This is a genomic window from Enterococcus sp. DIV2467a (assembly GCF_050532945.1).
Classification (GTDB): domain Bacteria; phylum Bacillota; class Bacilli; order Lactobacillales; family Enterococcaceae; genus Enterococcus; species Enterococcus faecalis.
Window position 1 is genome coordinate 760927 of record NZ_CP172896.1, and the last position, 22427, is coordinate 783353.

The following is a 22427-nucleotide window of genomic DNA, read 5'->3' on the forward strand; positions in this document are numbered from 1 at the left end:
AAATGTTTAAAAACCCCTAGTATTTTTATTAGAAATTAGGTATACTGGTTTTAAATAGAGGAACAGTACAGTTCCCTGTTTCAGAAACGCGATGATTCGCGAAAAGGAGTGATGCACAATGTTGACACTTTATACTTCCCCGAGTTGCACGTCATGTCGTAAGGCTAGAGCCTGGTTGCAAGAGCACGAAATTCCTTTTAAAGAAAGAAATATTTTTTCTGAACCTTTAAATATTGAGGAATTAAAAGCAATTTTAATCATGACAGAAGATGGAACAGAAGAGATTATCTCTACTCGCTCTAAAGTTTTCCAAAAATTAAATATGGATTTGGACGAGCTTCCACTTCAAGATTTATTAGAGTTGGTTCAAGAAAACCCTGGATTGTTGCGTCGGCCAATTATGATTGATGAGAAAAGATTACAAGTCGGTTTTAACGAAGATGAAATTCGCCGATTCTTACCAAGAGATGTTCGACAACTGGAATTGCGCCAAGCACAATTAATGGCAGGTTTATAAAAAATATAAAATTTTGTTCTTTATTTGTTAATTGTAATAAAGAACGATTCATATGAATTTAGGGCCAGAGATTTTTATCTCTGGCTTTTTAATACATATTTAGAACTTGTATTCATTTGATTTGGCAGAACGTGGTCAAGGAAAAATAGTATCTTTTTTGGAGAGACTGCGTTAAGATGAAGAGGTAGAAGGAGCGAAAAACCAATCGTTAAAAAAGTTCAAAGTTTATAAAACGTTCGCTAGTTTTCGAGGATTTATAGACTTTCCACTTTACTTTTGTGTAGTTTTCGCTACAATGAACGTAAGAAGTTTCCTGATTGAAGCAAAGAGAGGTGTAGCGCTATGGAAATGGAACATATTAATGAAAATACGATTCGTGTGTTAATTGGCAACGAAGACCTGGCGGATAGAGGGATTACTTTTCTTGACTTACTAGGAAACCACAAAGATGTTGAAAATTTCTTTTATAGTATTTTAGAAGAAGTTGATGTCGAAGATGAATTCCAAGGTAGTGAAGCAGTCACTTTCCAAGTCTTGCCTAAAAATGATGGTTTAGAACTGTTTATTAGTAAAAATGTCGCTATGGACGACTTGTCTTCCTTAGAAGGTCTGAGCGAAGTCAATGCAGATGTTAGCGAATTAATTCGCAAACAAATTGAAGCAGACAAAGCAGCCGCCGATGAACTTGATGAGATGGAAGCCACAGATGAAACAAACAGAAATGTAATCTTTGAATTAGATAATTTTGAAGCGATGATCCAATTATCCAAAGAAGTCTTCATGCAATCTGTTTTGACTAACTTATACACGTACAACGATCGTTATTACTTACAAGTTTTGTTCTTAACCGATGAATTAGAAAAAACAAATGTTGACAATGAAATTGCACAGATTTTAGAATTTGCTCATAAAACAACTGTCACTCAGGATACTTTAGTCGAATATGGCACTTGTATTATGGAACGCAGTGCATTGGAATTAACACGTTATTACTTTAATGATTAAGCAAAAAAGCAAAAACTTTCGAGTTTTTGCTTTTTTTTTGATGAAAATTAAGAAACTTTGCGTAGTTTATTTATGAGAGGTGAAAATCATGTTAACAGCTTTAACGGCAGACAACCAAGAATTATTTTCTTTAATCGATTGCTCGATTGATGAATTAACACAGATACGAAGCGAACAAGCTTTTGTGTGTCCAATGTGTCATCAATCGGTCATTTTGAAGGCAGGCCCCATTAAAATACCCCATTTTGCTCATCGTAAAAAGAATAGTTGTTGGTACGAAGCAGAAGCTGAAACTGAAACAGAAGAACACCTCCGCTTGAAGCAGCTTTTTGCGGAAAAGTGTTTACGCGAAAAGCTGTCCTTTCAAGTTGAGGCATACTTACCCACCTTGAAGCAACGCCCAGATTTACTCATTGGGAAGATAGCCATTGAAATTCAATGTAGTCCATTGCCAATTAAACGTTTGGTGGAACGGACGGAGACTTATCAAACTCATGGCTATCAAGTTGTTTGGATTTTAGGTGAACGATTAGTGCCTAAAGACAAGCTCACGCAATTAACGAAACAATTTCTTTACTTTTCGGAGTCCTTGGGATTTTATTTATGGTCGGCCAATAAGAAACAAGAACGAATAGAGTTACTTTGTCATATTGAAGAGAGTCAATGTCAACAATTTTATAGAAGAAAACAATCATGGGATTTTTACGAAAAAAAATTACTAGAAATCTTCCGACTACCGACCGCTAATTTAAATTTACTGCCAGATAGACGGCACACTGGCCAATTGATGCATGATTATTATCAAAAATTGACGCAACAACTTGGTTACAGAAATGCTCAGTTGCTTAGAATACAAAGCTTTTTATACACGAAAGGTTGTCACCTTCTCCAGTTACCTCCTTGGTTTTACTATCCTGGATTGAAGCTAATACCTTCTTCTGAAGAAGATATTCATTTAAAAATGCTTGTTTGGGAAGCACTAAAAACCGAAGAAGAGCGTTTAGTGACCAAACAGGAACTATGGCGTATCTTGGAAGCTATTTTTTTGGAAGAAGGGAACTTTGTTTGGCAGCCACTGCCGAATATTGGCTTAAAAAAGCTTTTTAAAATTGTGGGAAATAACTTATTGAGATGGTTACAAGAATGTTATGTGTTAATTAAAGTAAACAATAAGTACCTAATAACTAGTATTTTCCTAAGAGAAGATCCTGAAAAGCTCATTCATTGGCTAAAAAAAGTGAAAAAACAACATTTTTTTAGTCACACGTGTTAAATTATGATAGTATAATGAGTAAAACGTTTCTTGAAGGAGAGTAAACTATGAGCGAAATTAAACAATTACCAACACGTGATGAAGTTCCAACTCCATTAACTTGGGATTTAACCAAAATTTTTAAAGATGATGCTGCTTTTGATGTTGCGTATAATCAGTTGACAGAAGAGCTAAATCAAGCAGAATCATTTAAAGGAACCTTAGGGAATGGTGCAGAAGCTTTTCTAGCTGCGTTAGAATACGTTTTAGATGTCTATCGAAAAGTGGAAACATTATATGTCTATTCTCATTTAAAAAATGATCAAGACACTACAAATACAGCTTACCAAGCTTTATATGCCAGAGCTAGTTCTTTATATGCACAAGTTAGTGAAGCTGTTTCTTGGTTTGACCCAGAGGTTTTAACATTAAGTGATGAACAAATCTGGGGATATTTTGAAGAGCAGCCCAAATTAGCTGTTTATCGTCACTATATTCAAAATATTTTAGATGAACGTCCCCATGTTTTATCGATGGAACAAGAAGCTTTACTGGCGGGGGCTAGTGAAATTTTTGGTGCCTCAAGTAATACATTTTCAATTTTAAATAATGCAGACTTAGAATTTCCAACTGTGCAAAATGCTGAAGGCGAAACGATTCAACTTTCTCATGGCGTTTATGGTCAGTTAATGGAAAGTGTCGATCCATCTGTTCGTGAAGCAGCATTTAAAGGGTTGTACAAAGTATACAAACAATTTAGAAATACATTAGCCTCAACTTTAGGTGCACATGTTAAAACACATAATTATAAAGCAAAAATTAGAAATTATGATTCTGCTCGAGCAGCCTCTTTAGCAAGTAATCATATCCCTGAAAGTGTTCACGAAACATTAGTAGCTGTAGTAAATAAACATTTACCTTTGCTACATCGTTATGTAAAATTAAGAAAAAAATTATTAAACGTAGAAGAATTACACATGTACGACTTGTATGCGCCTTTGCTAGGTGAAGCACCAATTCGTTACAGCTATGAAGAAGCAAAAGAAAAAGCAATTGAGGCTTTAAAACCACTAGGTGAAGACTATTTATCTATTGTTAAAGAAGCTTTTTCAAGTCGCTGGATTGATGTGATTGAAAATCAAGGAAAACGAAGTGGCGCATATTCTTCAGGAGCTTATGACACAGCCCCATACATTTTAATGAATTGGCATGATAGTTTGGATCAACTATTTACATTAGTCCATGAGATGGGCCATAGTGTTCATAGTTACTATACAAGAAATAATCAGCCGTATGTTTATGGCGACTATTCAATTTTCTTAGCTGAGATTGCTTCAACCACAAATGAAAATATTTTAACAGAATATTTATTACAAACAGAAACAGATCCTAAAGTACGTGCGTATGTCTTAAATCACTATTTAGACGGCTTTAAGGGAACCATTTTCCGTCAAACGCAATTTGCGGAATTTGAACATTTTATTCACACGGAAGATGCTAAAGGCACGCCATTAACAAGTGAATATTTGAGTGAGTATTATGGCGAGCTCAATGCTAAATATTATGGACCAGAAGTAGTTAGAGACGAAGAAATCAGTTACGAATGGGCGAGAATTCCACATTTTTATTACAATTACTATGTTTATCAATATGCAACTGGCTTCTCAGCTGCTTCGGCATTGTCTAAACATATTTTAGCTGGAGAAGAGGGAGCTTTAGAGAACTACCTTAACTACTTGAAAGCAGGAAGTAGTGACTTCCCAATTGAAGTGATGAAAAAAGCGGGCGTGGATATGACACAAGCCGCGTATATCGAAGATGCAATGAAAGTTTTTGAAGAACGTTTAACGGAATTAGAAGCTTTGGTTGAAAAATTATAAGTCGTAACTTCTTAGTAAACATAAAATATAAACCTGGTTTTATACAGAATAGTAAATATATCTGTGTAAAACCAGGTTTAGTTATATAATTAAATAGATTGTTGCTGTTATATAAAAGAAAGCAAAGATTCTTTGCTTTCTTTTATATCAAGCTTCTATTATCTTTAGAGTAATAAAAGGAGGTTTTTTTTTGAACATAGGGAATTCATTAAAAATGAGAAGAAATGAATTAGGATTGACACAATCAGAGGTTGCTGAGAAATTATACGTTACTAGACAAACAATTTCTAATTGGGAGAATAATAAATCATATCCTAATATTGATTGTTTAATTGAACTAAGTATTCTTTATGAAATGACCTTGGATCGATTATTGAAGGAGGACAATACGATGGTGGAGAAACTTTCGAAAGATATTAGAGAGGGACAGAAGTACAAAAAATTATTTTTAATATTATTAATTATAGTACTATGTATAGGTGGATATTTTACTATTTTACAACTTCGTCTGAATAATTTTTATAGCGGTGTCAAAGAATGGAATCAAAATGGTCAAACTTATAATTTAATAGAAGATAACATTCAATATCATGTGGTTAAAATTGATAATTATAATCTGTTTACAATTCCAGAAGAATTGGAATTAATGAGTTCGTATATCTCTGAAAACGAAAAGTTTAATATGTATTATAGCGGTGATGATTCGAATATAAAAATTTACTGGACAACAGGAGCATTAAATGGGTTAGAGTTATCTTTTGATAAAGAATTCATCTTTGACAATGTAAATCAAAGAAATAAATTTTCTTATGAGATTCAGGAATTAATAAATAAAAATTTAGATAAGGATAAAAAAGAACTAACCATATTATATAAGCAGACTAAAAATAAATGGGAAGAAATAAATTAGCTAGTGTTAAACCGAATAAAATTTCCTCGATTTTTTGAGTTAGTATCGGCGAGTATTGTCTGATAGCGTTCCAAGAGGTTAGTCGATGAACTGAAATAAATATTGGTGGTCGATACAAATTTCGGTGTTAATATTTAAAAGTACATAATATATACATGGCCCCATTCCATAGCTGTCTTTTATAAGAATAAATCATCAAATGTAGCAGTATTAGACTTTATCTATTATTATAGAACATGGTGAAAATAGTAAAAGAAGGGCCAGTAAACTGGTCCTTCTTTTTTATAATAAATGTAAATGTCCATTTGGAAAATGATAATTGGAGCGGCGTTTAAATTCAAAGGTTGCGTCACCTTGGTCCAGCAACAGTTCGTTATGTGGATGGACACGACAAAGTTGTTTAATTTCATCCATGTTTTCAAAATTTTCGACTAAAATGCCGAAATCGTTCTCGCAAGTATAGTTGTAAACGACTGCGGTAGGATGTTGTTTAATCCCCATTTCTCGAGCAACTTTTTGGTCGGTTTGGAAAGATTCTTTGACAAAATCTGATTGTCGGTCTTTACGATACATATCAATATCCCCGCCGGCCGCTAGAAGTAGTTCTTCTGATAACTCAGGAGAGTAAGCTAGACCGTCTTCAGCTACTGCTTTTTGTAAGCCAATCAACAATTGTCGGCCTTTTTTTCGGCCTTGTAACTGTGCTGCTTTATAGTCAAGAGCGGCTGAGTATAAATCTTCAAAAATTCGATTCCGTCGTTTAATGTCATTAATCGGAATATGTTGACGACTCAAAAATTCATTGATCGTTTTCATGTTTAATAAAGGAATAAAGCGCAATTGTATTTTTTTCTTGTCGTTAACAGACAATTGTATAATTTCTTTTTCAATTTCTAAACAGACGCCGCCTAAAGGATTGACGAACAAATAAATTTCAACCATTCATACTTCCTCCAATGCCATGCTTTTTCAAATACAGGTGCCAGAACGTCAGTGCTTCGAATACTAAGGGGCAGTGGTCCGCATCATGCGTTGAATCTTGTTAGGTGCAAGCGTAATGGGAATGTTCAAATCAGCCATTAATGTTTGAAACGCTTGCTTGCCGCTTTCAGCTTCAGTAACTTCTAACTCTAATTCAAAATCGTGCTGTTGGTTATACCAACTTTCGTCTAACGCAAGTAGTCCTTGAGGAATTTGTTTTTCTGCACGTGCTGTTTTTAATGAACCAATTAAATGGATCGAGGCGATTTCAATACCTAATTCTTGTAATTTCTTCGCCACAGCCCCCTCAGTAGGGAGGTGATTCCTTTTGATAAAGTGGTTCGCCGTCTCAAGCGATAAAGGGTCATTGATTTCTAATAATCCTTCTGGCGCAGGAACTTTTAAGGTTAACTCACCACGATCTGCTAATACGCGAATTCTTAAGCCCATTCGTTGTGCTTTTAATTGAAAATCGTCCGTATCAAAATAATGATTTGTTTGCGTAAAAAAGTCCGTTTTTTGAATAGCAAAATGGTCGATTAATCGTTTGAAATCTTGCGGACTAACTAATGTTTTAAATTCAATTTCTAAGTGCTCACTCATGGGGTTCTCTCTCTTTCTTAAATCACTCCAATTTTCACATATTATATAGGTTTCCGTCAAGAAAAGTGGTCTTCTCTGTGAAAAATTTTTCTAATGAAAGGCGTTTGGAAATCAAATAGCGAATAACACCCTATTTTAGGGAGGACTGTGGTAAAATAATCAGTGAATGAAATTCAAGGAAATTGAGGGATCTACCATGGAACGAGAGTGGGAGCTGTTTTTAGCGCCATATGAACAGGCGGTCAGCGAATTAAAAGTAAAACTACGAGGTATTCGTAAACAATTTCGGGAGCAAGATAAACACATACCAATTGAATTCGTTACAGGACGTGTGAAACCAGTAGATAGTATTTTGACAAAGACGGCTATTCGGCATATTCCTTTAAATCGGATTGAAGAAGAAATGCAAGACATTGCTGGTTTGCGGATTATGTGCCAATTTGTGGAAGACATTTACCAGGTAGTCGCACTTTTAAGAAATCGTAAAGACTTAAAAATTGTGGAAGAACGGGACTACATTGAAAATAAAAAAGAAAGTGGCTATCGTTCGTACCATGTGGTGGTGGAATATCCTGTGCAATTAGTCACCGGGGAAAAGATTATTTTGGCCGAAATCCAAATTCGGACACTTTCCATGAATTTTTGGGCAACGATTGAACATTCTTTGAATTATAAATATCAAGGTGTCTTTCCTGAAGAAATGAAAGAACGCCTTCAGCGAGCGGCAGAGGCAGCCTATTTATTAGATGAAGAAATGTCATCTATTCGTGAAGAAATTCAAGAAGCACAACATTACTTCTCTCATGGCCGTGGATTGCTAGAAAACGAATACTATAAGCAAATTAAAAACGAAACACCAGAAAATCAGTAAAGGAGTCTGCTTATGAAAGTGGCGATTGTTCATAACTCGGAAGAAAAATCGAAACAAGTCACAAAACAACTGACAACACTATTAGAGCAAAACCAAATTCAAATAGACAATCGTCAACCTGAACTTGTGATTTCAGTCGGCGGAGATGGTACGCTTCTTTCCGCTTTTCATCGATTTAATCATCTGTTAAACGAAGTAAGTTTCTTAGGTGTACATACCGGACACTTGGGTTTCTATACAGATTGGCGTGATTATGAATTAAAAGAACTAGTTGAAAGTTTGTGTATTCATCGTGAAAAAAGTACGAGTTATCCATTATTAGATGTGCGGATTCGGTTTAGAGATGGGAAACCGGATAAACATTTTTTAGCATTAAATGAATCGACAATTAAACGAGGAAACCGGACGATGGTGGGCGATGTGTTTATTAAAGACGAACTGTTTGAACGATTTCGTGGTGATGGGTTGTCGATTTCGACCCCAACCGGCTCTACTGCGTATAATAAAAGTATTGGTGGAGCTGTTTTGCATCCTAGCATTAATGCGTTTCAGTTAACCGAAATCGCCTCCTTAAACAATCGTGTCTTTCGAACATTGGGGTCACCGATTGTAATCGCACATACGGAGTGGCTGGAGATTAAATTACAGGAAAGTGATGATTATTTTGTCACGGTGGACCAATTAGATATTTATCAAGAAAATATCGCTTCTGTCTGCTATCGAATTGCAGACGAACGGATTCATTTTGCCTCTTATCGGCACATGCATTTTTGGCATCGAGTGAAAGATGCCTTTATTGGTGAGGATTAATTAAACGATGGAATTTCAATGGACATATGACAAAGAAACAACACAACAAGTGAAATATTTTTTAAATGAACAAGGTGTTTCAAAAGGGTTATTAGCAAAGGTGAAATTTCAGGGTGGTAAAATTCAAGTGAATGGGACCGTTCAAAATGCCATCTATCCTTTACAAACTGGCGATGTCGTTAAAATGACGATTCCAGATGAAGCGGAACATGAGACATTATTAACAGATGATGAACCGATTGAAATTGTGTTTGAAGATGATCATTTTTTAGTAGTTAATAAGCCTGCTGGCATTGCCTCGATACCTGCTCAGTATCATCCTTCAGGAACGATGGCGAATCGTGTTAAGGGCTATTACAAGCGTCAAAATTACGTGAATCAAGTTATTCATGTCGTGACTCGTTTAGATCGAGATACTTCTGGGCTGATGTTATTTGCGAAACACGGCTTTGCTCATGCTTTAATTGACCAAGAATTACGAGAAAAAAAGGTGACAAAAATTTATTATGCCCTTGTTGGTGGAGCGATTGAGCAGTTAAGCGAGCATCAATTGATTGAAAAGCCAATTGGGCGCGACTTGTCCTCTTTATTAAAACGCCAAGTTATCGAAACAGGTCAATTTGCTAGTACAGAATATTGGCTCGCAAAAAGAGGAGCCAAAGCAGCAGCTGTGCGCATTCAGCTCCATACAGGACGAACACACCAAATTCGGGTACATTTTGAAGCAATTGGCTGTTCATTGTTAGGGGATGAGATGTATCATGGAAAGATGGATCAAGGAATTGAGCGGCAAGCGTTGCATTGCATGGAACTAATTTTTACTCATCCTTTTACCAAAGAAACGGTTCATCTGATTTCCCCACTAGCGGAGGATATGAAAAGTGTAGATGATACGTTATAATAATAAAGAGGCAGGAGGGGAAAGTGTAAGATGAATGAAGGCCAAGAAATGGAAGAGCAATTTGCCCTTCTTTTAGAAACGCTAAAAAATCAACAAATGAACGAATTTCGTGAGCTATTTTTAGCGTTACACATTTATGAACAAGGACAATTTTACCAATCGTTAGATGAAAAAGACCGACAACATTTATACAATTACCTATCTCCGAAAGAACTAGCGGATATGTTTGATGTTATCGAAGAAGATAATGAGAATATGAAAGATTATTTAGCTGAAATGCGTCCAAGTTATGCAGCCGATATGTTAGCTGAGATGTATACCGATAATGCGGTGGATTTACTAAATATGTTAGATAAAAGTCAAAAGGCGAAATATCTTAGTTTGTTAAGTAGTGAAGAAGCAGGCGAAATTAAAGAGTTACTTCATTACGAAGATGAAACTGCTGGGGCGATTATGACCACCGAATTTGTTTCGATTGTGGCGAATCAAACAGTGCGTTCTGCGATGTACGTCTTAAAGAATCAAGCGGACATGGCGGAAACAATCTATTACGTTTACGTAGTCGACCAAGAAAATCATTTAGTCGGCGTTATTTCGTTGCGGGATTTAATTGTTAATGATGATGATACCTTGATTGCTGATATTTTGAATGAACGGGTTATTTCAGTTCATGTTGGCGATGACCAAGAAGATGTCGCGCAAACAATTCGGGACTATGACTTCTTAGCTGTGCCAGTTACAGATTATGATGATCATTTGTTGGGGATTGTAACAGTTGATGATATTATTGATGTTATCGATGATGAAGCCGCTAGCGACTACTCTGGTTTAGCCGGGGTCGACGTTGAGGAAGTTAGTGAGAACCCCTTAAAAGCCGCTTCTAAACGATTACCTTGGTTAATTACGCTGCTGTTTTTAGGGATGTCTACGGCCTCGTTAATCAGTAATTATGAGTCGTTAGTTAGCGAAGCGAGTATTTTAGCCGTTTTTATTTCTTTAATTACCGGAACAGCCGGCAATGCCGGAACACAATCATTGGCGGTCGCGGTACGCCGTTTGGCTATGAAAGATGAAAAGGATAGTAATTTTGGTCGCTTAATCTTAAGTGAAGTGCTCACGGGACTAGTGACGGGGGCTGTGACAGGTTTAACCATTATGATTGTGGTTGGCGTGTGGCAACATAATCTTCCGCTTGGATTTGTGATTGGGATGGCAATGCTCTGTGCAATTACTGTGGCGAATTTAGCAGGGAGTTTAATCCCAATGTTAATGGATAAATTAGGGTTTGATCCCGCAGTTGCCAGTGGCCCGTTTATTACTACCTTAAGTGATTTAACCAGTGTATTAATTTATTTCAATATTGCCAGCATGTTTATGCGTTATTTTGTTTAAAAAATTGCACTTATTTATCATGAGACTAAGGTAAAAGGATTCGTTGGTTTGCTTGAAATCAAAAAAGTGAGATAGCCGTTAATACGACGGCTACCTCACTTTTTTAGATACAAGAAATTAAACAATTTTTGTGCCATGGACTTCTGTGACTTTTAAAGTGTCCATCACAGTTTGAACGTTTTCTGTGGAAATACCGCCACCTGGTAAAATAAGAATCCGTTGATCTGCGTAGGCAATTAATTCTTTTAAATGATCAAAGTTGTCTTCGATAGGGGTACCAGCTGGCCCGCCATGAGTTAAAATACGCGTCACACCACGCTCAGCTAACCAGTCGATCGCCTTAAATTGATTTTCTTTCGACAAGGCATCAAAAGCCATATGGAAAGTGATTTGCAAGCCTTCAGCCGTTTCAATGAATAAGTCCAAAGCTTCTTCATCTAACCAACCGTCCTCAGTTAAACAGCCAATAACAATGCCGTCGGTTCCTAATTTCTTTGCTTCGATTAAATCGGTATGCATAATTTTTAATTCAATATCATTATAGACAAAATTGCCGCCACGAGGACGAATGATTGTCATCACTGGTACAGAATGTTCGCCAGCGTATGCTAAGACTTCTTCAATAACACCAGTACTTGGCGTCGTTCCACCCACGGCTAAGTTATCGCATAATTCGATGCGATTCGCACCTTTTTGAATGGCTTGGGGAATCTTAGTGAAATTTTCGGCACAGAATTCTTTAATCATTTCTTATCGCTCCTTGCTTTTTCTTCACAGGCATTGTACCATAATTCTGCTTACTACCATAGCCCTGAAAAAAAGAGTGCAACTTTTTATAAGAGAAAATGTTCATTTGATGAACGTAAGGAGTTTTAAATGTTAAAGAAAATTGAACGAGCACAACAATTATTAAAAAAAGAAGCAGCCGTTTTTCGCTGTCCAACTTGTCATGAACCAATGCATTTAGAAGGGGTTGGTCTGATTTGTCAACAGAGGCATCAATTTGATTTATCCAAGAAAGGCACGCTATACTTTCTAAATCATGGCGTTCAGACAGAATATAATAAAAAAATGTTTACTTCTCGAGGAAAAATGATTCAAAGTGGCATGTACGCGCCTGTTTTAAACAAAATTATGCACTATCTTCCTCAAAATAAAACAGTAGTCGATGTTGGTTGTGGTGAAGGGAGTTTTCTTGCTGAGTTAAGTCAAGCAGGCTTATCTGGACTGAAAATCGGGTTTGATTTATCAAAGGAAGGAATCTATTTAGCAAGTAATCAGCCGATTGATGCGTTTTGGTGTGTGGCGGATTTAACGAATTTGCCATTTGCGAATGAAGGGCTTGATACGATTTTAAATATTTTTTCTCCTTCACATTATCAAGAATTTCGGCGAGTACTAAAAGCTGACGGGACTGTGATTAAAATTATTCCTGAAGAGAATTATTTAAAGGAATTACGAGCGGCTTTTTATCCCAATGACGAAAAGAAACAAAGTTATTCCAATCAAAAAGTAGTCCAACGTTTTGCCGAGGAATTAGCAGTGGAAGTAGATGAACGAATAACTTATTGCTTTGACATTCCCGAGGAAAGACGGTTGGATTTATTAGAAATGTCGCCATTAGAGTGGCAAGTTTCTCAAGAAGTTAAAGCCGAGCTACAACAGCGACCATTGGAAAAAATCACGATTGACGTCCGCTTGTTAGTAGGTCGTAAAAGATAGACTTTTTTGTGAAGAAAATCCTAAAAAAGTCTTGCAATAAAGTGACATTGGTGTTATATTACTTACAAGTTGTTTTTTCATTGGTTTTTATCAGGGTCCTGTTCTGATAAAAGTTAGTGAAGAGACCTTCACTAACGTAACGACTCGCCGTGCTAGACACCGAGACGGTACGTTTTTTTTATTGGTTAGAATAGCTGCCGCCTGACATCATCGCGTCATGCGGTTTTTTTTGAAAATAAGTATTGTGGGCGCTATTTATTTTGAATTTATGCTAAAATGAACACGATTGATATTTGAGGAGCTGAAGATAGTTGACGAACCATATTGTTTTATTTGAACCACAAATTCCAGCAAATACTGGAAATATTGCACGGACATGTGCAGCGACGAATGCACCGTTGCATTTAATTGAACCTTTAGGATTTTCAACAGATGATAAACACTTAAAACGTGCTGGATTAGATTATTGGAATGATGTAAATATTACGTATCATAAAGATTTGGCTGCCTTTTTAGCCCATGTGGCAGGCAAACACTTGCATTTAGTAACCAAATTTGCTCACCAAACATACAGCGAGGTCAATTATAATGATGGCGAGGACCATTATTTCCTTTTTGGAAAAGAAACAACGGGCTTACCAGAAACGTTTATGCGAGAAAACGAAGAAAAGTGTATCCGAATTCCTATGAATGATGAACATGTGCGCTCACTGAATCTTTCTAACACTGCCGCACTAATTGTTTATGAAGCCTTACGTCAGCAAAATTTTCCGAACTTAGAACTGACGCATCATTATGAAAATGATAAATTGGATTAAAAAAAGTTAAGACAGTAGCGCTTTTTTCAAAAATGTCAGAAGAAAGTGGTTTTATTTTTACTGTTGGCCAATTTCCAAGCCTAGAACAAAAAACAATTTAGATTTTTGTTCTAGGCTTATTTTGCTTGGATTACTAGAAACTTCCATGGATATTTTCGCAGGGAAGTGATAAACTAGAAAGACATATGAAGAGATAAAGAAGTTTGGAGAAGTTACATGAAATTATATTTTACACGACATGGAAAAACTGAATGGAATCAACAGAAACGATTTCAAGGAATGACAGGAGATTCGCCGTTATTATCAACTAGTTATGACGAAATTAAACAATTAGGCCAATATTTACAAGATATTCCGTTTGAAAAAATTTATTCTAGTCCGCTGTTACGTGCTAAAAATACTGCGCGGGGAATTCAACAAGAATTGAATCGTCCAGTTGAAATTGTTTATACAGATAGCTTAAAAGAATTAGGTTTAGGTCGTTTAGAAGGACAATATATTGAAGAAATGCGTAATTTTTATGGAGAAGAATTAGATCATTTACGGCATCGTTTAGATTTGTATGATCCAACAATTTTTGATGGTGAACCAATCGAGCAAGCGATTCAACGGATTTCAGAAACAGTTGCTGAAGCGGCGAAGCAGCACGAAGGTCCAGTTCTATTTGTCGGACACGGAGCAGCGCTGACGGCGGCAATCCAAGCGATGGCTGGTAAACCATTATCAGAATTACGGACAATGGGCGGGCTGTTAAACAATAGCCTTTCAATCCTTGAAACCAAAGAGGCATCAAGGAACATGCCGTACGACTTAACGTTATGGAATGATACGTCTTTTTTAGCTAAAGAAAAAGCACAATAAGCGCACAACAGAAAGGAGGGCTTGTAGTGGTAACACTTTTTGGTGAGGACGAAGAAAAAGCCTTTATTGTTGGGACTGTACAAGCAATCTTTTTTGAAAATCCCAGTAATTTTTATAAAGTCGTTCTTGTAAATGTGACCGATACAAATACAGATTATTTAGAAAAAGAAATTGTAGTAACTGGAAGTTTTGGCCAAGTTCAAGAAGAGGAACCCTATCGTTTCTTTGGTCATTTTGTGGACCATCCTCGTTATGGCAGACAGTTTCAGGTGGATAGTTATCAGCAAGAAAGACCGACTTCGGCTAGTGGGGTGGTTAACTATTTATCAAGTGACAAATTTCCTGGCATTGGTAAACGAACCGCTGAAAAAATTGTTGAAGTATTAGGGGAAAGTGCGATTGACCGAATTATTGATGATCCTAGTGTTTTGGAAGAAGTTACTGTTTTAAATGAAAAAAAACGTCAAGTAATCGTCGAAACAATTCGCTTGAATCATGGGATGGAGCAAGTGATTGTGGGACTAAATCGATACGGCTTCGGTAGTCAGTTAGCTTTTTCAATTTATCAAACCTATCAAGAAGAAACCCTTTCTGTGATTCAAGAAAATCCTTATCAGTTAGTTGAAGATATTGAGGGAGTCGGATTTAAACGAGCGGACAATATTGCTGAACAAATCGGCATTCAGGCGGATTCTGCTGTTCGAATTCGAGCGGCGATTTTACATGAAGTGTTTGAACACTCTATTCGCTCAGGCAATACGTATGTTCAAGCAGATGTTTTATTAGAAGAAGCGATTCGGACCTTGGAAGCAAGTCGCCCAGTGGAAATCTCACCTGATCAAGTGGCCAATGAAATCATTACGTTAGTCGAACATGGAAAAATCCAACAAGAAGAGACTAAACTTTTTGAGAACAGTCTCTATTTTTCTGAATGGGGCATTGGTACTTCGATTCAGCGTTTACTTTCTCGTAAAAAAGAAATTCATTATGAGGAAGAAGAAGTCCAAAAAAATATCCGAATGATTGAGAAACGTTTAAATATTCAGTATGGCGACTCGCAACAAGCAGCGATTGAAGAAGCGATTAAATCGCCGTTATTTATTTTAACTGGAGGGCCCGGAACAGGGAAAACTACTGTTATTAATGGGATTGTCTCGTTGTTTGCGGAACTAAATGGTCTTTCATTAGATCTCAAAGACTATACGCAGGAGATGTTTCCAATCTTGCTAGCGGCGCCAACTGGGCGAGCAGCGAAACGTATGAACGAAACGACAGGTTTACCTGCAAGTACCATCCATCGTTTGTTAGGCTTGACAGGTCGTGAAAAAAATCCGAGTTTAACCGCCAAAGAATTAGAAGGTGGTTTGCTAATTGTAGATGAAATGTCAATGGTGGATACTTGGTTAGCCAATACGTTATTAAAAGCTATTCCGACAAACATGCAAGTGATTTTTGTTGGTGATAAGGATCAGCTACCGTCTGTCGGTCCAGGTCAAGTCTTACATGACTTATTGCAAATTAATGAAATTCCCAAATGTGAGCTAAACGAAATTTATCGTCAAGGAGATGGTTCAAGTATTATTCCTCTTGCCCATGAAATTAAAGAAGGAAAGTTGCCTGCTGATTTTCAAAAAAATCAAAAGGATCGCTCGTTCTTTGCAAGTGATATTGGTCATATCGAAGAATACATTCGACAAATCGTCACAAAGGCAAAAGCAAAAGGGTTTACGCCACAAGATATCCAAGTTTTAGCGCCAATGTATCGTGGCGCAGCTGGCATTGATGCCTTGAATAAGATGATGCAAGAAATCTTCAATCCAAATGATGGTAAGAAAAAAGAAGTCAAATGGAATGACACCGTCTATCGGATTGGGGACAAAGTCTTGCAACTAGTCAATACGCCAGAATTAAATGTGTTCAATGGAGATATGGGAGAAATCGTCGGAATTACTTTAGCCAAAGACTCAGAGGACAAAGTGGACGAGTTGGTTTTACAGTTTGATAATAATGAAGTAACGTATAAAAGAAATGAATGGAATAAAATTACGCTATCGTATTGTTGTTCGATTCATAAAGCGCAAGGTAGTGAATTCCGCATGGTGTTACTGCCAATGGTTCATCAGTATAGCCGAATGCTGCAACGAAATTTGCTGTATACAGCAGTGACACGTAGTAAAGAATTATTAATTCTACTAGGTGAGGTTTCTGCTTTTGAAACATGTGTCAAAAACGAATCGGCTAGTCGCATGACGATGCTAAAAGAACGAATCGTGAACGCAGAACAAATGACCTTAACGACTAGAACTCAGTTAGAAGCCTATGAAGAAGGTTTAACGGCAGACCATCCATTTACTGAAAAGGAAACAAAAGCTGTCTCTTATGAAACTGAACAGCAATCAACGAAAGCCGATCAGATCAAAGAAACAGACGAGCAATTAGTTGACACAACAGTACAAGAAGTTTCACTATTTGCTGATGAAGGGGAAGAGTCAACCCCAGAAACAGCAAATAAAGCGACAAAAGTTGTCGAAGAATCATTACCAAAAGAACCACGACTAACAGTCGAAATTATTCAAACAAATGCTGTTGATCCAATGATTGGAATGAAGGATACGACGCCTTATCAATTTATGTGAGAAAAGGAAAGAGTGCCATAAGTCGTTTTGACTTATGGCACTCTTTTTCAACCTTAAGGGACTCAGTTAAAACCAAAACAAACGTTTTTGTGTGGTATAAACCATATCAATACTTCGTTTGCCTAAAATCTCGCCATCTGCGTGAATGGTTTGTGGAATCGTCGAAACAATTCGAATTTTACTTGATTGAAAATGATGAAAATGTTTAGATTTCCCTTGTTTTTGGCGAAGCAATAGGAAAATAAGCCACAAAATTTTAAAAATATTGATTCGTTCCACGACAACTAAGTCCACGACTGCTTTGCGAGGATTGGCCGTCGGCATAATTGATACGCCCCCGCCAAAATAAGGATGATTTGTGACCGTACATAGGAAAGCACGATTAAATGTGTATTGTTTACCATTCATTTCAACTAAAATTGGAAAGCCTTTTTGTTTAAAAAAGACATGAATGATTGAAGAAATATAGGAAAGCGAGCCAAGCTTAAATTTATTTAAGGCTTTTTTTGATGACGATTCGTTGGTTTTTTCCACGATTGCCGCATCTAACCCTAAGCCAACATTATTGGTGGCTAAGCCGATTTCTTCTTGGTTGGCTTCTACATAATGAATCGTTTGAATTTCTTTTGGTCGTCTGGTGCGCAGGATTTGATGCAATGCTTTATCAATATTTCTTGATAATCCCACCCCTCGTGCAAAATCATTTCCAGAGCCGCATGGAATATAGCTTAAAGGAATAGCTGAATCATATGGAAGTAATGAATTAATGACATTATGTAGTGTGCCATCGCCGCCTAGCACGACTAGGATTGGAAAAGTTGAAACGTCTAAGTCTTCAGACCAAGGAAGTAAAGTTGTTTCTGCAAGTTCCTTCGTCAATTCTTTTTCATGTCCAGCGTAATCAGTGTAAAGAGCCGTATATTTAAGTTCTTGTTGCTTGAGTTGTTGAATCACTTTTCTAGCGACTTTTCGGCCATTGCCGCTACTTGCCTGCTCGTTGATAATAAGATAGTAGTGAATGTTCATTGAGCTCCTCCTTTGAATCGCTATTGTCCATTATACCAGAGGGAGGAACTTCTGCGAATAAAGATTGCTTAAAAAAGTAAAAAATGACTAGAAAAAGGCACGAAACAATGCATGAGAGGTGAAAACTGCAAATAAGTGCAAAGTAAAACAGGGCTTTCATTGACTATTTTGACTTTCCATATTAGAATGTGAACTGTTGCAATTGTAACCAAGGTTCATCAACCATCCCTTGTAAAAAAACTCGGAGAAAGAAGGAAAAAGTATGCAAAATTCGTTTCAAGTCAATCGAAAGCTAAGAACAGTCTTAGCCAATGGTATCATTATGGGCTTATATATTGTCCTCTCTTTATTGGTTCGGCCAGTTTCTTCTGGTATGATTCAATTTAGAATTTCAGAAAGTTTGAATCACCTAGTCGTTTTCAATCGCAAATTGATGTGGGGTGTTTTAGGCGGCGTTATCTTTTTTAACTTATTTTTTGGTTTCGGTGTAATGGATGCTCTGTTTGGTGGAGCGCAAACATTATTTGCGTTGAGCTTAACAGCTTTTTTACAAAAAAAGGTACCAAGTATTCCTGTTAGAATGTGTCTAAATAGTCTATTTTTTACTGTAAGTATGTTTTTTATTGCCTTTATGCTAGTACCAAGTGGCGGTCAAGCATTTTGGACAACTTATGGTTGGTTAGCATTAAGTGAAGCGATTATTATGACGATTTCAGCACCAATCATGTATTTTATCAACAAGTCATTAAAATTTGAAACACGTATTTAATTGAAAAGATGTGGATAGAAATGATTCATCCTTTGAATGGCAGTGAAGAAAAGTGTCGTTGCTATTAGTGAGCTAAGTGATAGAATGAACTGTTTCTACCTCGTCTTTTTTACATAAAGAATAAGATCTACATTTTTTCTAAAAATTTTCATGTAAAACTTTACTAGTCTGTTGGAATACACTATGATAGTGTAAGATAAACGGACTATTGGAAAGTCACAGCAGAGGAGTTTGAACATGTACACATTTAAAATCGGTATTCCGGCAGAAGTACACGATACATTTGTTAAAAATCACCCATTATGTAATTTACTACAGTCATCTTCATGGGCAAAAGTCAAGGATAACTGGGGTTCTGAAATTGTTGGGGTTTATGAAAAGGATACATTAGTCGCATCAAGTTTAGTTTTAATCAAACCATTACCAGCCGGTTTTACGATGTTATATACACCAAGAGGTCCAGTAATGGACTATACAAATGAACGTTTGGTAAGCTACTTTATGGCTGAATTGAAAAAATTTGGCAAGAAAAAACGAGCTTTATTTATAAAAATGGATCCAGCGGTTCACTATCAAGATTTTCATTTGGGAGAAGAACATCAACCGCATGCTGAAGCGACAGCTATTATTGAGACCTTGAAAGAAGCAGGGGCCAAATATCAAGGACTGACAATGGATATGGGGGCCACCATCCAGCCCCGCTTCCAAGCGAATATTTATCGTGAAGATTTTAGTGAAGAACAATTGTCAAAAAGCACCAAGAAAATGATTAAAACAGCTGAAAAAAAAGGGGTCGTTGTGCAGCAAGGGCATGTTGACTTTGTTGATGAATTTGAAAAAGTCATTCAATCAACCATGGAACGCCAACATATTTCTTTACGGAATAGTGATTACTTTAAGAAGCTGTTGAACATTTACCCAGAAGACTCCTTTATTATGCTGGCGCAAGTCAATTTAAAGGAACGCTTAGATAGCACGCGACAACGCTATGACAAAAATCAAAAAGACTTGAGTAATTTGAAAGAAAATCAAGTGAAAAAGCGCCATAATTTAGAAGAATTAGATGCTTCCTTGACTCGGGAATTAAAAGAATTAGAAGAAAATATCGCAGAAGCTGGTGAAATCGTCACGGTTGCTGGCGCTTTGGCTGTGACATTTGGTCCAACAAGTGAAATCCTTTATGCTGGCTTAGATGATCGTTATAAACGCTACATGCCAACATATGTGACTTGGCGAGATGCCATTCAAGAATGTTTTAACCGTGGCTGCGAAAGCTGTAATATGGGCGGCTTAGAAGGTAGTTTAAATGATGGCTTAATTAAGTTTAAAGCGAACTTCAACCCAACGATTAATGAATTTATTGGGGAATTTGATTTACCGGTTAATAAATTATTATTTAAAGCCAGTGAATATGCCTATAAATTACGAAAACAAAAAAAATAAATAAAAAACACATGGACTAAAAATCAAACTTGATTTTTAGTCCATGTGTTTTTTTCTATAGTTTTTGCGTTGCATTCCGTTTCATTAAGCGAAGCAAAACGCTAGCAATTGCTGAAGCAGCTACACCAGCAACAAGAGCTTCTGGCACACCAGAACTGAAAATCGTCGCAATAATGGCTAAGTAAACAGCAGTTCCAGCTTTACCAATAATTTCAGCATAAGCTGAATTAAAAAGAAAATAAATCATGTTCATGACTAAAATGGTATTCGTTGCTGAGCCTAAAACACCAGCCACAAATAAGGAGACAGGTTGCGCTTTTTCCTTCGTTAATTTATTTATCCATTTGTAAGCGAAATAAGGAACGACCCCAATTAAAATCCGCGGAATTAGCACAATTAAAAGAGCCTTCCAACTACCGTGATCGGTACCGATCACGGGAATAAATGGAGAAAAAACAAACGACAAAGGTGTTGGTGCTGTCGTATTTTTAATTAAGCTAATGATCCCAAACGTGCCGCCCAACATACTACCGATTTTTGGCCCTAAAACAATGGAACCAATAATTACAGGAATATGCATCGTGGTCGAATTTAAAGGACCTAATGTGATAAATCCTAGCGGGGTTAAAGCCAGTAAAAGTAAGATAGCTAAGAACATTGCTGTTAACGTAAATTTTTTCGTGTTATTCATAAATTACTCCTTGTTATCAGATGCTAAAATTTTCATCACTGTTTGAAGGATATCTTCAACAGTGGCAAGTGCGCCACGACCATAATCGCCACAAGCTAATAGAGCTTCACGTGGGATTATTTCTTGATAGCCGACTTCTTTTAAAATGCCAATATTTCGTTGGACAATGGGGTTTTGGTACATATACGTATTCATCGCGGGCGCAATAATTTTGGGTGTTTCAGGATAAAGCGCCAAAGCAACTGTTGATAATAAGTCGTCGGCAATCCCATGGGCTAATTTCCCAATTGTATTGGCCGAAGCAGGTGCTACTAAAAATAAATCCGCTTTTTTAGCTAACTCAATGTGATTAATTTTACTGGGATCAATTTCCATCATGACATCCGTATGCACTGGATTCTTAGAAAGTGATTGTAACGTCAGCGGAGTGATGAACGCTGTGCTGCTTTTAGTCATTAAAATTTCCACATTGTAGCCAAGCTTAGCTAGTTGACTTGTAATATCTGCTGCTTTATATGCAGAAATGCTGCCAGAGACGCCTAATAAAATAGTTTTCATTGTTGTTCTCTCCATTTCTTTTCAACATTTTTAACGATCATTGAACCAATCCCTTGTTTTGAACAAGCTTCTTGGACAATGCCCGTTTCGTTAATTAATAATCCTTCGTGTTCTGTTTCATGAACGTTCATCAAGTCATTGGCTAAGACAAAGTCACACCGATTTTTAACCAAAGCGGCTTGTGCAACCTGGACAAGTTCTTCTTGTGAAACGTCGACAAGTAATTTAAAGCCCACTAAAACAGTTTGGGGTTGCTTGTCACGAATCATTTGGATGACTTTAGGATTTTTCTTTAGAAAAATTAATAATCGGTCCGTATCAGATGAAATTTTTGTTGCTGTTTGAGGAATATCAGCAATCTGATTCAATGTGTTTTGAACGATAGTTACCAAGGCTTCTTTGGTCTTTGGCAATGTTTGTTCGCTTAATTGTTGAGCAAAAGAATCAATAAATTGTTCTTCCGTTTGCGCGGTTTCCGTCGTAAAATCACTGACTGCCATTGCGTGAACAATCGCATCAAATTGCTTTTCAGCAAAGAGTTGTTCTAACGTAGTGGCTAATTCAACCGTTGTTTCTATTTCTTTAATTGATAAGTCCAATTGTTGGGTTGGACGTAATGCATGTTTGGTTGTTACGTAGGTTACGGTGTGTCCAGCAGCTAAAAAACTTTCAGCAATTGCTTTTCCTAGTCCGCCAGAAGAATGATTGGTAATCGAACGAACATTATCAATCGGTTCTGACGTTCCGCCAGCAGTAACTAAAACATCCATAATCAAAACGC

Annotated in this window: 22 protein-coding genes; 15 read left to right on the forward strand and 7 right to left on the reverse strand. The window is 36.8% G+C overall.

All coding sequences use genetic code 11. From position 1 onward, the window contains the following. Positions 1–118: 118 nt before the first annotated feature. The 5 genes from spxA to IGL80_RS03635 all read left to right on the forward strand — a co-directional run bounded on the left by spxA (position 119) and on the right by IGL80_RS03635 (position 5564). On the forward strand, positions 119–517 hold the full coding sequence (gene spxA / locus IGL80_RS03615; RefSeq protein ID WP_002356477.1) for a transcriptional regulator SpxA: 399 nt from the start codon (positions 119–121) through the stop codon (positions 515–517). 342 nt (positions 518–859) lie between these two features. Beyond that, positions 860–1522 (forward strand): adaptor protein MecA, encoded by a 663-nt coding sequence (locus IGL80_RS03620; protein WP_002356478.1) that lies wholly within the window; start codon positions 860–862, stop codon positions 1520–1522. A gap of 88 nt (positions 1523–1610) precedes the next feature. Continuing rightward, positions 1611–2795 (forward strand): competence protein CoiA, encoded by a 1185-nt coding sequence (locus IGL80_RS03625; protein ID WP_002359560.1) that lies wholly within the window; start codon positions 1611–1613, stop codon positions 2793–2795. A gap of 47 nt (positions 2796–2842) precedes the next feature. Then, a complete protein-coding gene (gene pepF / locus IGL80_RS03630) occupies positions 2843–4654 on the forward strand; it encodes an oligoendopeptidase F (RefSeq protein WP_002356480.1) in 1812 nt (603 codons plus the stop codon). Positions 4655–4844: 190 nt separating this feature from the next. Continuing rightward, positions 4845–5564 (forward strand): helix-turn-helix transcriptional regulator, encoded by a 720-nt coding sequence (locus IGL80_RS03635; protein ID WP_002359561.1) that lies wholly within the window; start codon positions 4845–4847, stop codon positions 5562–5564. 282 nt (positions 5565–5846) lie between these two features. Here the strand turns inward: IGL80_RS03635 and IGL80_RS03640 are convergent, their stop codons facing one another. Further along, positions 5847–6506, reverse strand: coding sequence for a ClpXP adapter SpxH family protein (locus IGL80_RS03640; RefSeq protein WP_002359562.1), 660 nt, complete (start codon positions 6504–6506; stop codon positions 5847–5849). 63 nt (positions 6507–6569) lie between these two features. Further along, positions 6570–7148 carry a CYTH domain-containing protein gene (locus IGL80_RS03645; protein ID WP_002356483.1) on the reverse strand — a complete coding sequence of 193 codons (579 nt, stop codon included), beginning with the start codon at positions 7146–7148 and terminating at the stop codon, positions 6570–6572. A 196-nt stretch (positions 7149–7344) separates the two neighbouring features. Between IGL80_RS03645 and IGL80_RS03650 the strand changes: the two genes are divergently transcribed. The 4 genes from IGL80_RS03650 to mgtE are packed head-to-tail and all read left to right on the forward strand — an operon-like array spanning position 7345 to position 11122. After that, complete coding sequence (locus IGL80_RS03650) at positions 7345–8019, forward strand: GTP pyrophosphokinase (protein ID WP_002356484.1); 675 nt, start codon at positions 7345–7347, stop codon at positions 8017–8019. 12 nt (positions 8020–8031) lie between these two features. Next, positions 8032–8829 (forward strand): NAD kinase, encoded by a 798-nt coding sequence (locus IGL80_RS03655; RefSeq protein WP_002356486.1) that lies wholly within the window; start codon positions 8032–8034, stop codon positions 8827–8829. Positions 8830–8836: 7 nt separating this feature from the next. Continuing rightward, positions 8837–9730 carry an RluA family pseudouridine synthase gene (locus IGL80_RS03660; RefSeq protein ID WP_002359563.1) on the forward strand — a complete coding sequence of 298 codons (894 nt, stop codon included), beginning with the start codon at positions 8837–8839 and terminating at the stop codon, positions 9728–9730. A 30-nt stretch (positions 9731–9760) separates the two neighbouring features. Next, positions 9761–11122, forward strand: a complete 1362-nt coding sequence (gene mgtE / locus IGL80_RS03665) for a magnesium transporter (RefSeq protein ID WP_002362548.1) — start codon at positions 9761–9763, stop codon at positions 11120–11122. Positions 11123–11239: 117 nt separating this feature from the next. Here the strand turns inward: mgtE and cutC are convergent, their stop codons facing one another. Then, positions 11240–11869 carry a copper homeostasis protein CutC gene (cutC, locus tag IGL80_RS03670; RefSeq protein ID WP_002359565.1) on the reverse strand — a complete coding sequence of 210 codons (630 nt, stop codon included), beginning with the start codon at positions 11867–11869 and terminating at the stop codon, positions 11240–11242. Between the two features lie 129 nt (positions 11870–11998). Between cutC and IGL80_RS03675 the strand changes: the two genes are divergently transcribed. The 4 genes from IGL80_RS03675 (at position 11999) to recD2 (ending at position 17159) form a co-directional block, all read left to right on the forward strand. Beyond that, the gene (locus IGL80_RS03675) at positions 11999–12844 is read left to right on the forward strand and encodes a methyltransferase domain-containing protein (protein ID WP_002359566.1); all 846 of its coding nucleotides are present in this window, start codon (positions 11999–12001) and stop codon (positions 12842–12844) included. Between the two features lie 311 nt (positions 12845–13155). Continuing rightward, the gene (trmL, locus tag IGL80_RS03680; RefSeq protein ID WP_002359567.1) at positions 13156–13662 is read left to right on the forward strand and encodes a tRNA (uridine(34)/cytosine(34)/5-carboxymethylaminomethyluridine(34)-2'-O)-methyltransferase TrmL; all 507 of its coding nucleotides are present in this window, start codon (positions 13156–13158) and stop codon (positions 13660–13662) included. 216 nt (positions 13663–13878) lie between these two features. Beyond that, positions 13879–14523, forward strand: a complete 645-nt coding sequence (locus tag IGL80_RS03685) for a histidine phosphatase family protein (protein ID WP_002359568.1) — start codon at positions 13879–13881, stop codon at positions 14521–14523. Positions 14524–14549: 26 nt separating this feature from the next. Beyond that, the gene (gene recD2, locus IGL80_RS03690) at positions 14550–17159 is read left to right on the forward strand and encodes an SF1B family DNA helicase RecD2 (protein WP_002404854.1); all 2610 of its coding nucleotides are present in this window, start codon (positions 14550–14552) and stop codon (positions 17157–17159) included. A gap of 66 nt (positions 17160–17225) precedes the next feature. On the opposite strand, the gene IGL80_RS03695 is transcribed toward recD2, so the two are convergent. Beyond that, complete coding sequence (locus tag IGL80_RS03695) at positions 17226–18185, reverse strand: diacylglycerol/lipid kinase family protein (RefSeq protein WP_002356498.1); 960 nt, start codon at positions 18183–18185, stop codon at positions 17226–17228. A 262-nt stretch (positions 18186–18447) separates the two neighbouring features. Between IGL80_RS03695 and IGL80_RS03700 the strand changes: the two genes are divergently transcribed. Both IGL80_RS03700 and IGL80_RS03705 read left to right on the forward strand, forming a co-directional pair. Further along, positions 18448–18954 (forward strand): QueT transporter family protein, encoded by a 507-nt coding sequence (locus IGL80_RS03700; RefSeq protein ID WP_002359570.1) that lies wholly within the window; start codon positions 18448–18450, stop codon positions 18952–18954. A gap of 237 nt (positions 18955–19191) precedes the next feature. Next, entirely contained in the window at positions 19192–20397 is a 1206-nt protein-coding gene (locus tag IGL80_RS03705) for an aminoacyltransferase (RefSeq protein WP_002384107.1), read from the forward strand. 55 nt (positions 20398–20452) lie between these two features. Here the strand turns inward: IGL80_RS03705 and IGL80_RS03710 are convergent, their stop codons facing one another. The 3 genes from IGL80_RS03710 to coaB are packed head-to-tail and all read right to left on the reverse strand — an operon-like array spanning position 20453 to position 22416. Next, positions 20453–21088, reverse strand: a complete 636-nt coding sequence (locus IGL80_RS03710; RefSeq protein ID WP_002359572.1) for an ECF transporter S component — start codon at positions 21086–21088, stop codon at positions 20453–20455. A 3-nt stretch (positions 21089–21091) separates the two neighbouring features. Next, positions 21092–21646 carry a phosphopantothenoylcysteine decarboxylase gene (coaC, locus tag IGL80_RS03715; protein WP_002359573.1) on the reverse strand — a complete coding sequence of 185 codons (555 nt, stop codon included), beginning with the start codon at positions 21644–21646 and terminating at the stop codon, positions 21092–21094. Then, positions 21643–22416 carry a phosphopantothenate--cysteine ligase gene (gene coaB / locus IGL80_RS03720; RefSeq protein ID WP_002359575.1) on the reverse strand — a complete coding sequence of 258 codons (774 nt, stop codon included), beginning with the start codon at positions 22414–22416 and terminating at the stop codon, positions 21643–21645. The genes coaC and coaB overlap by 4 nt, the downstream gene beginning before the upstream one ends. Positions 22417–22427: the final 11 nt, after the last annotated feature.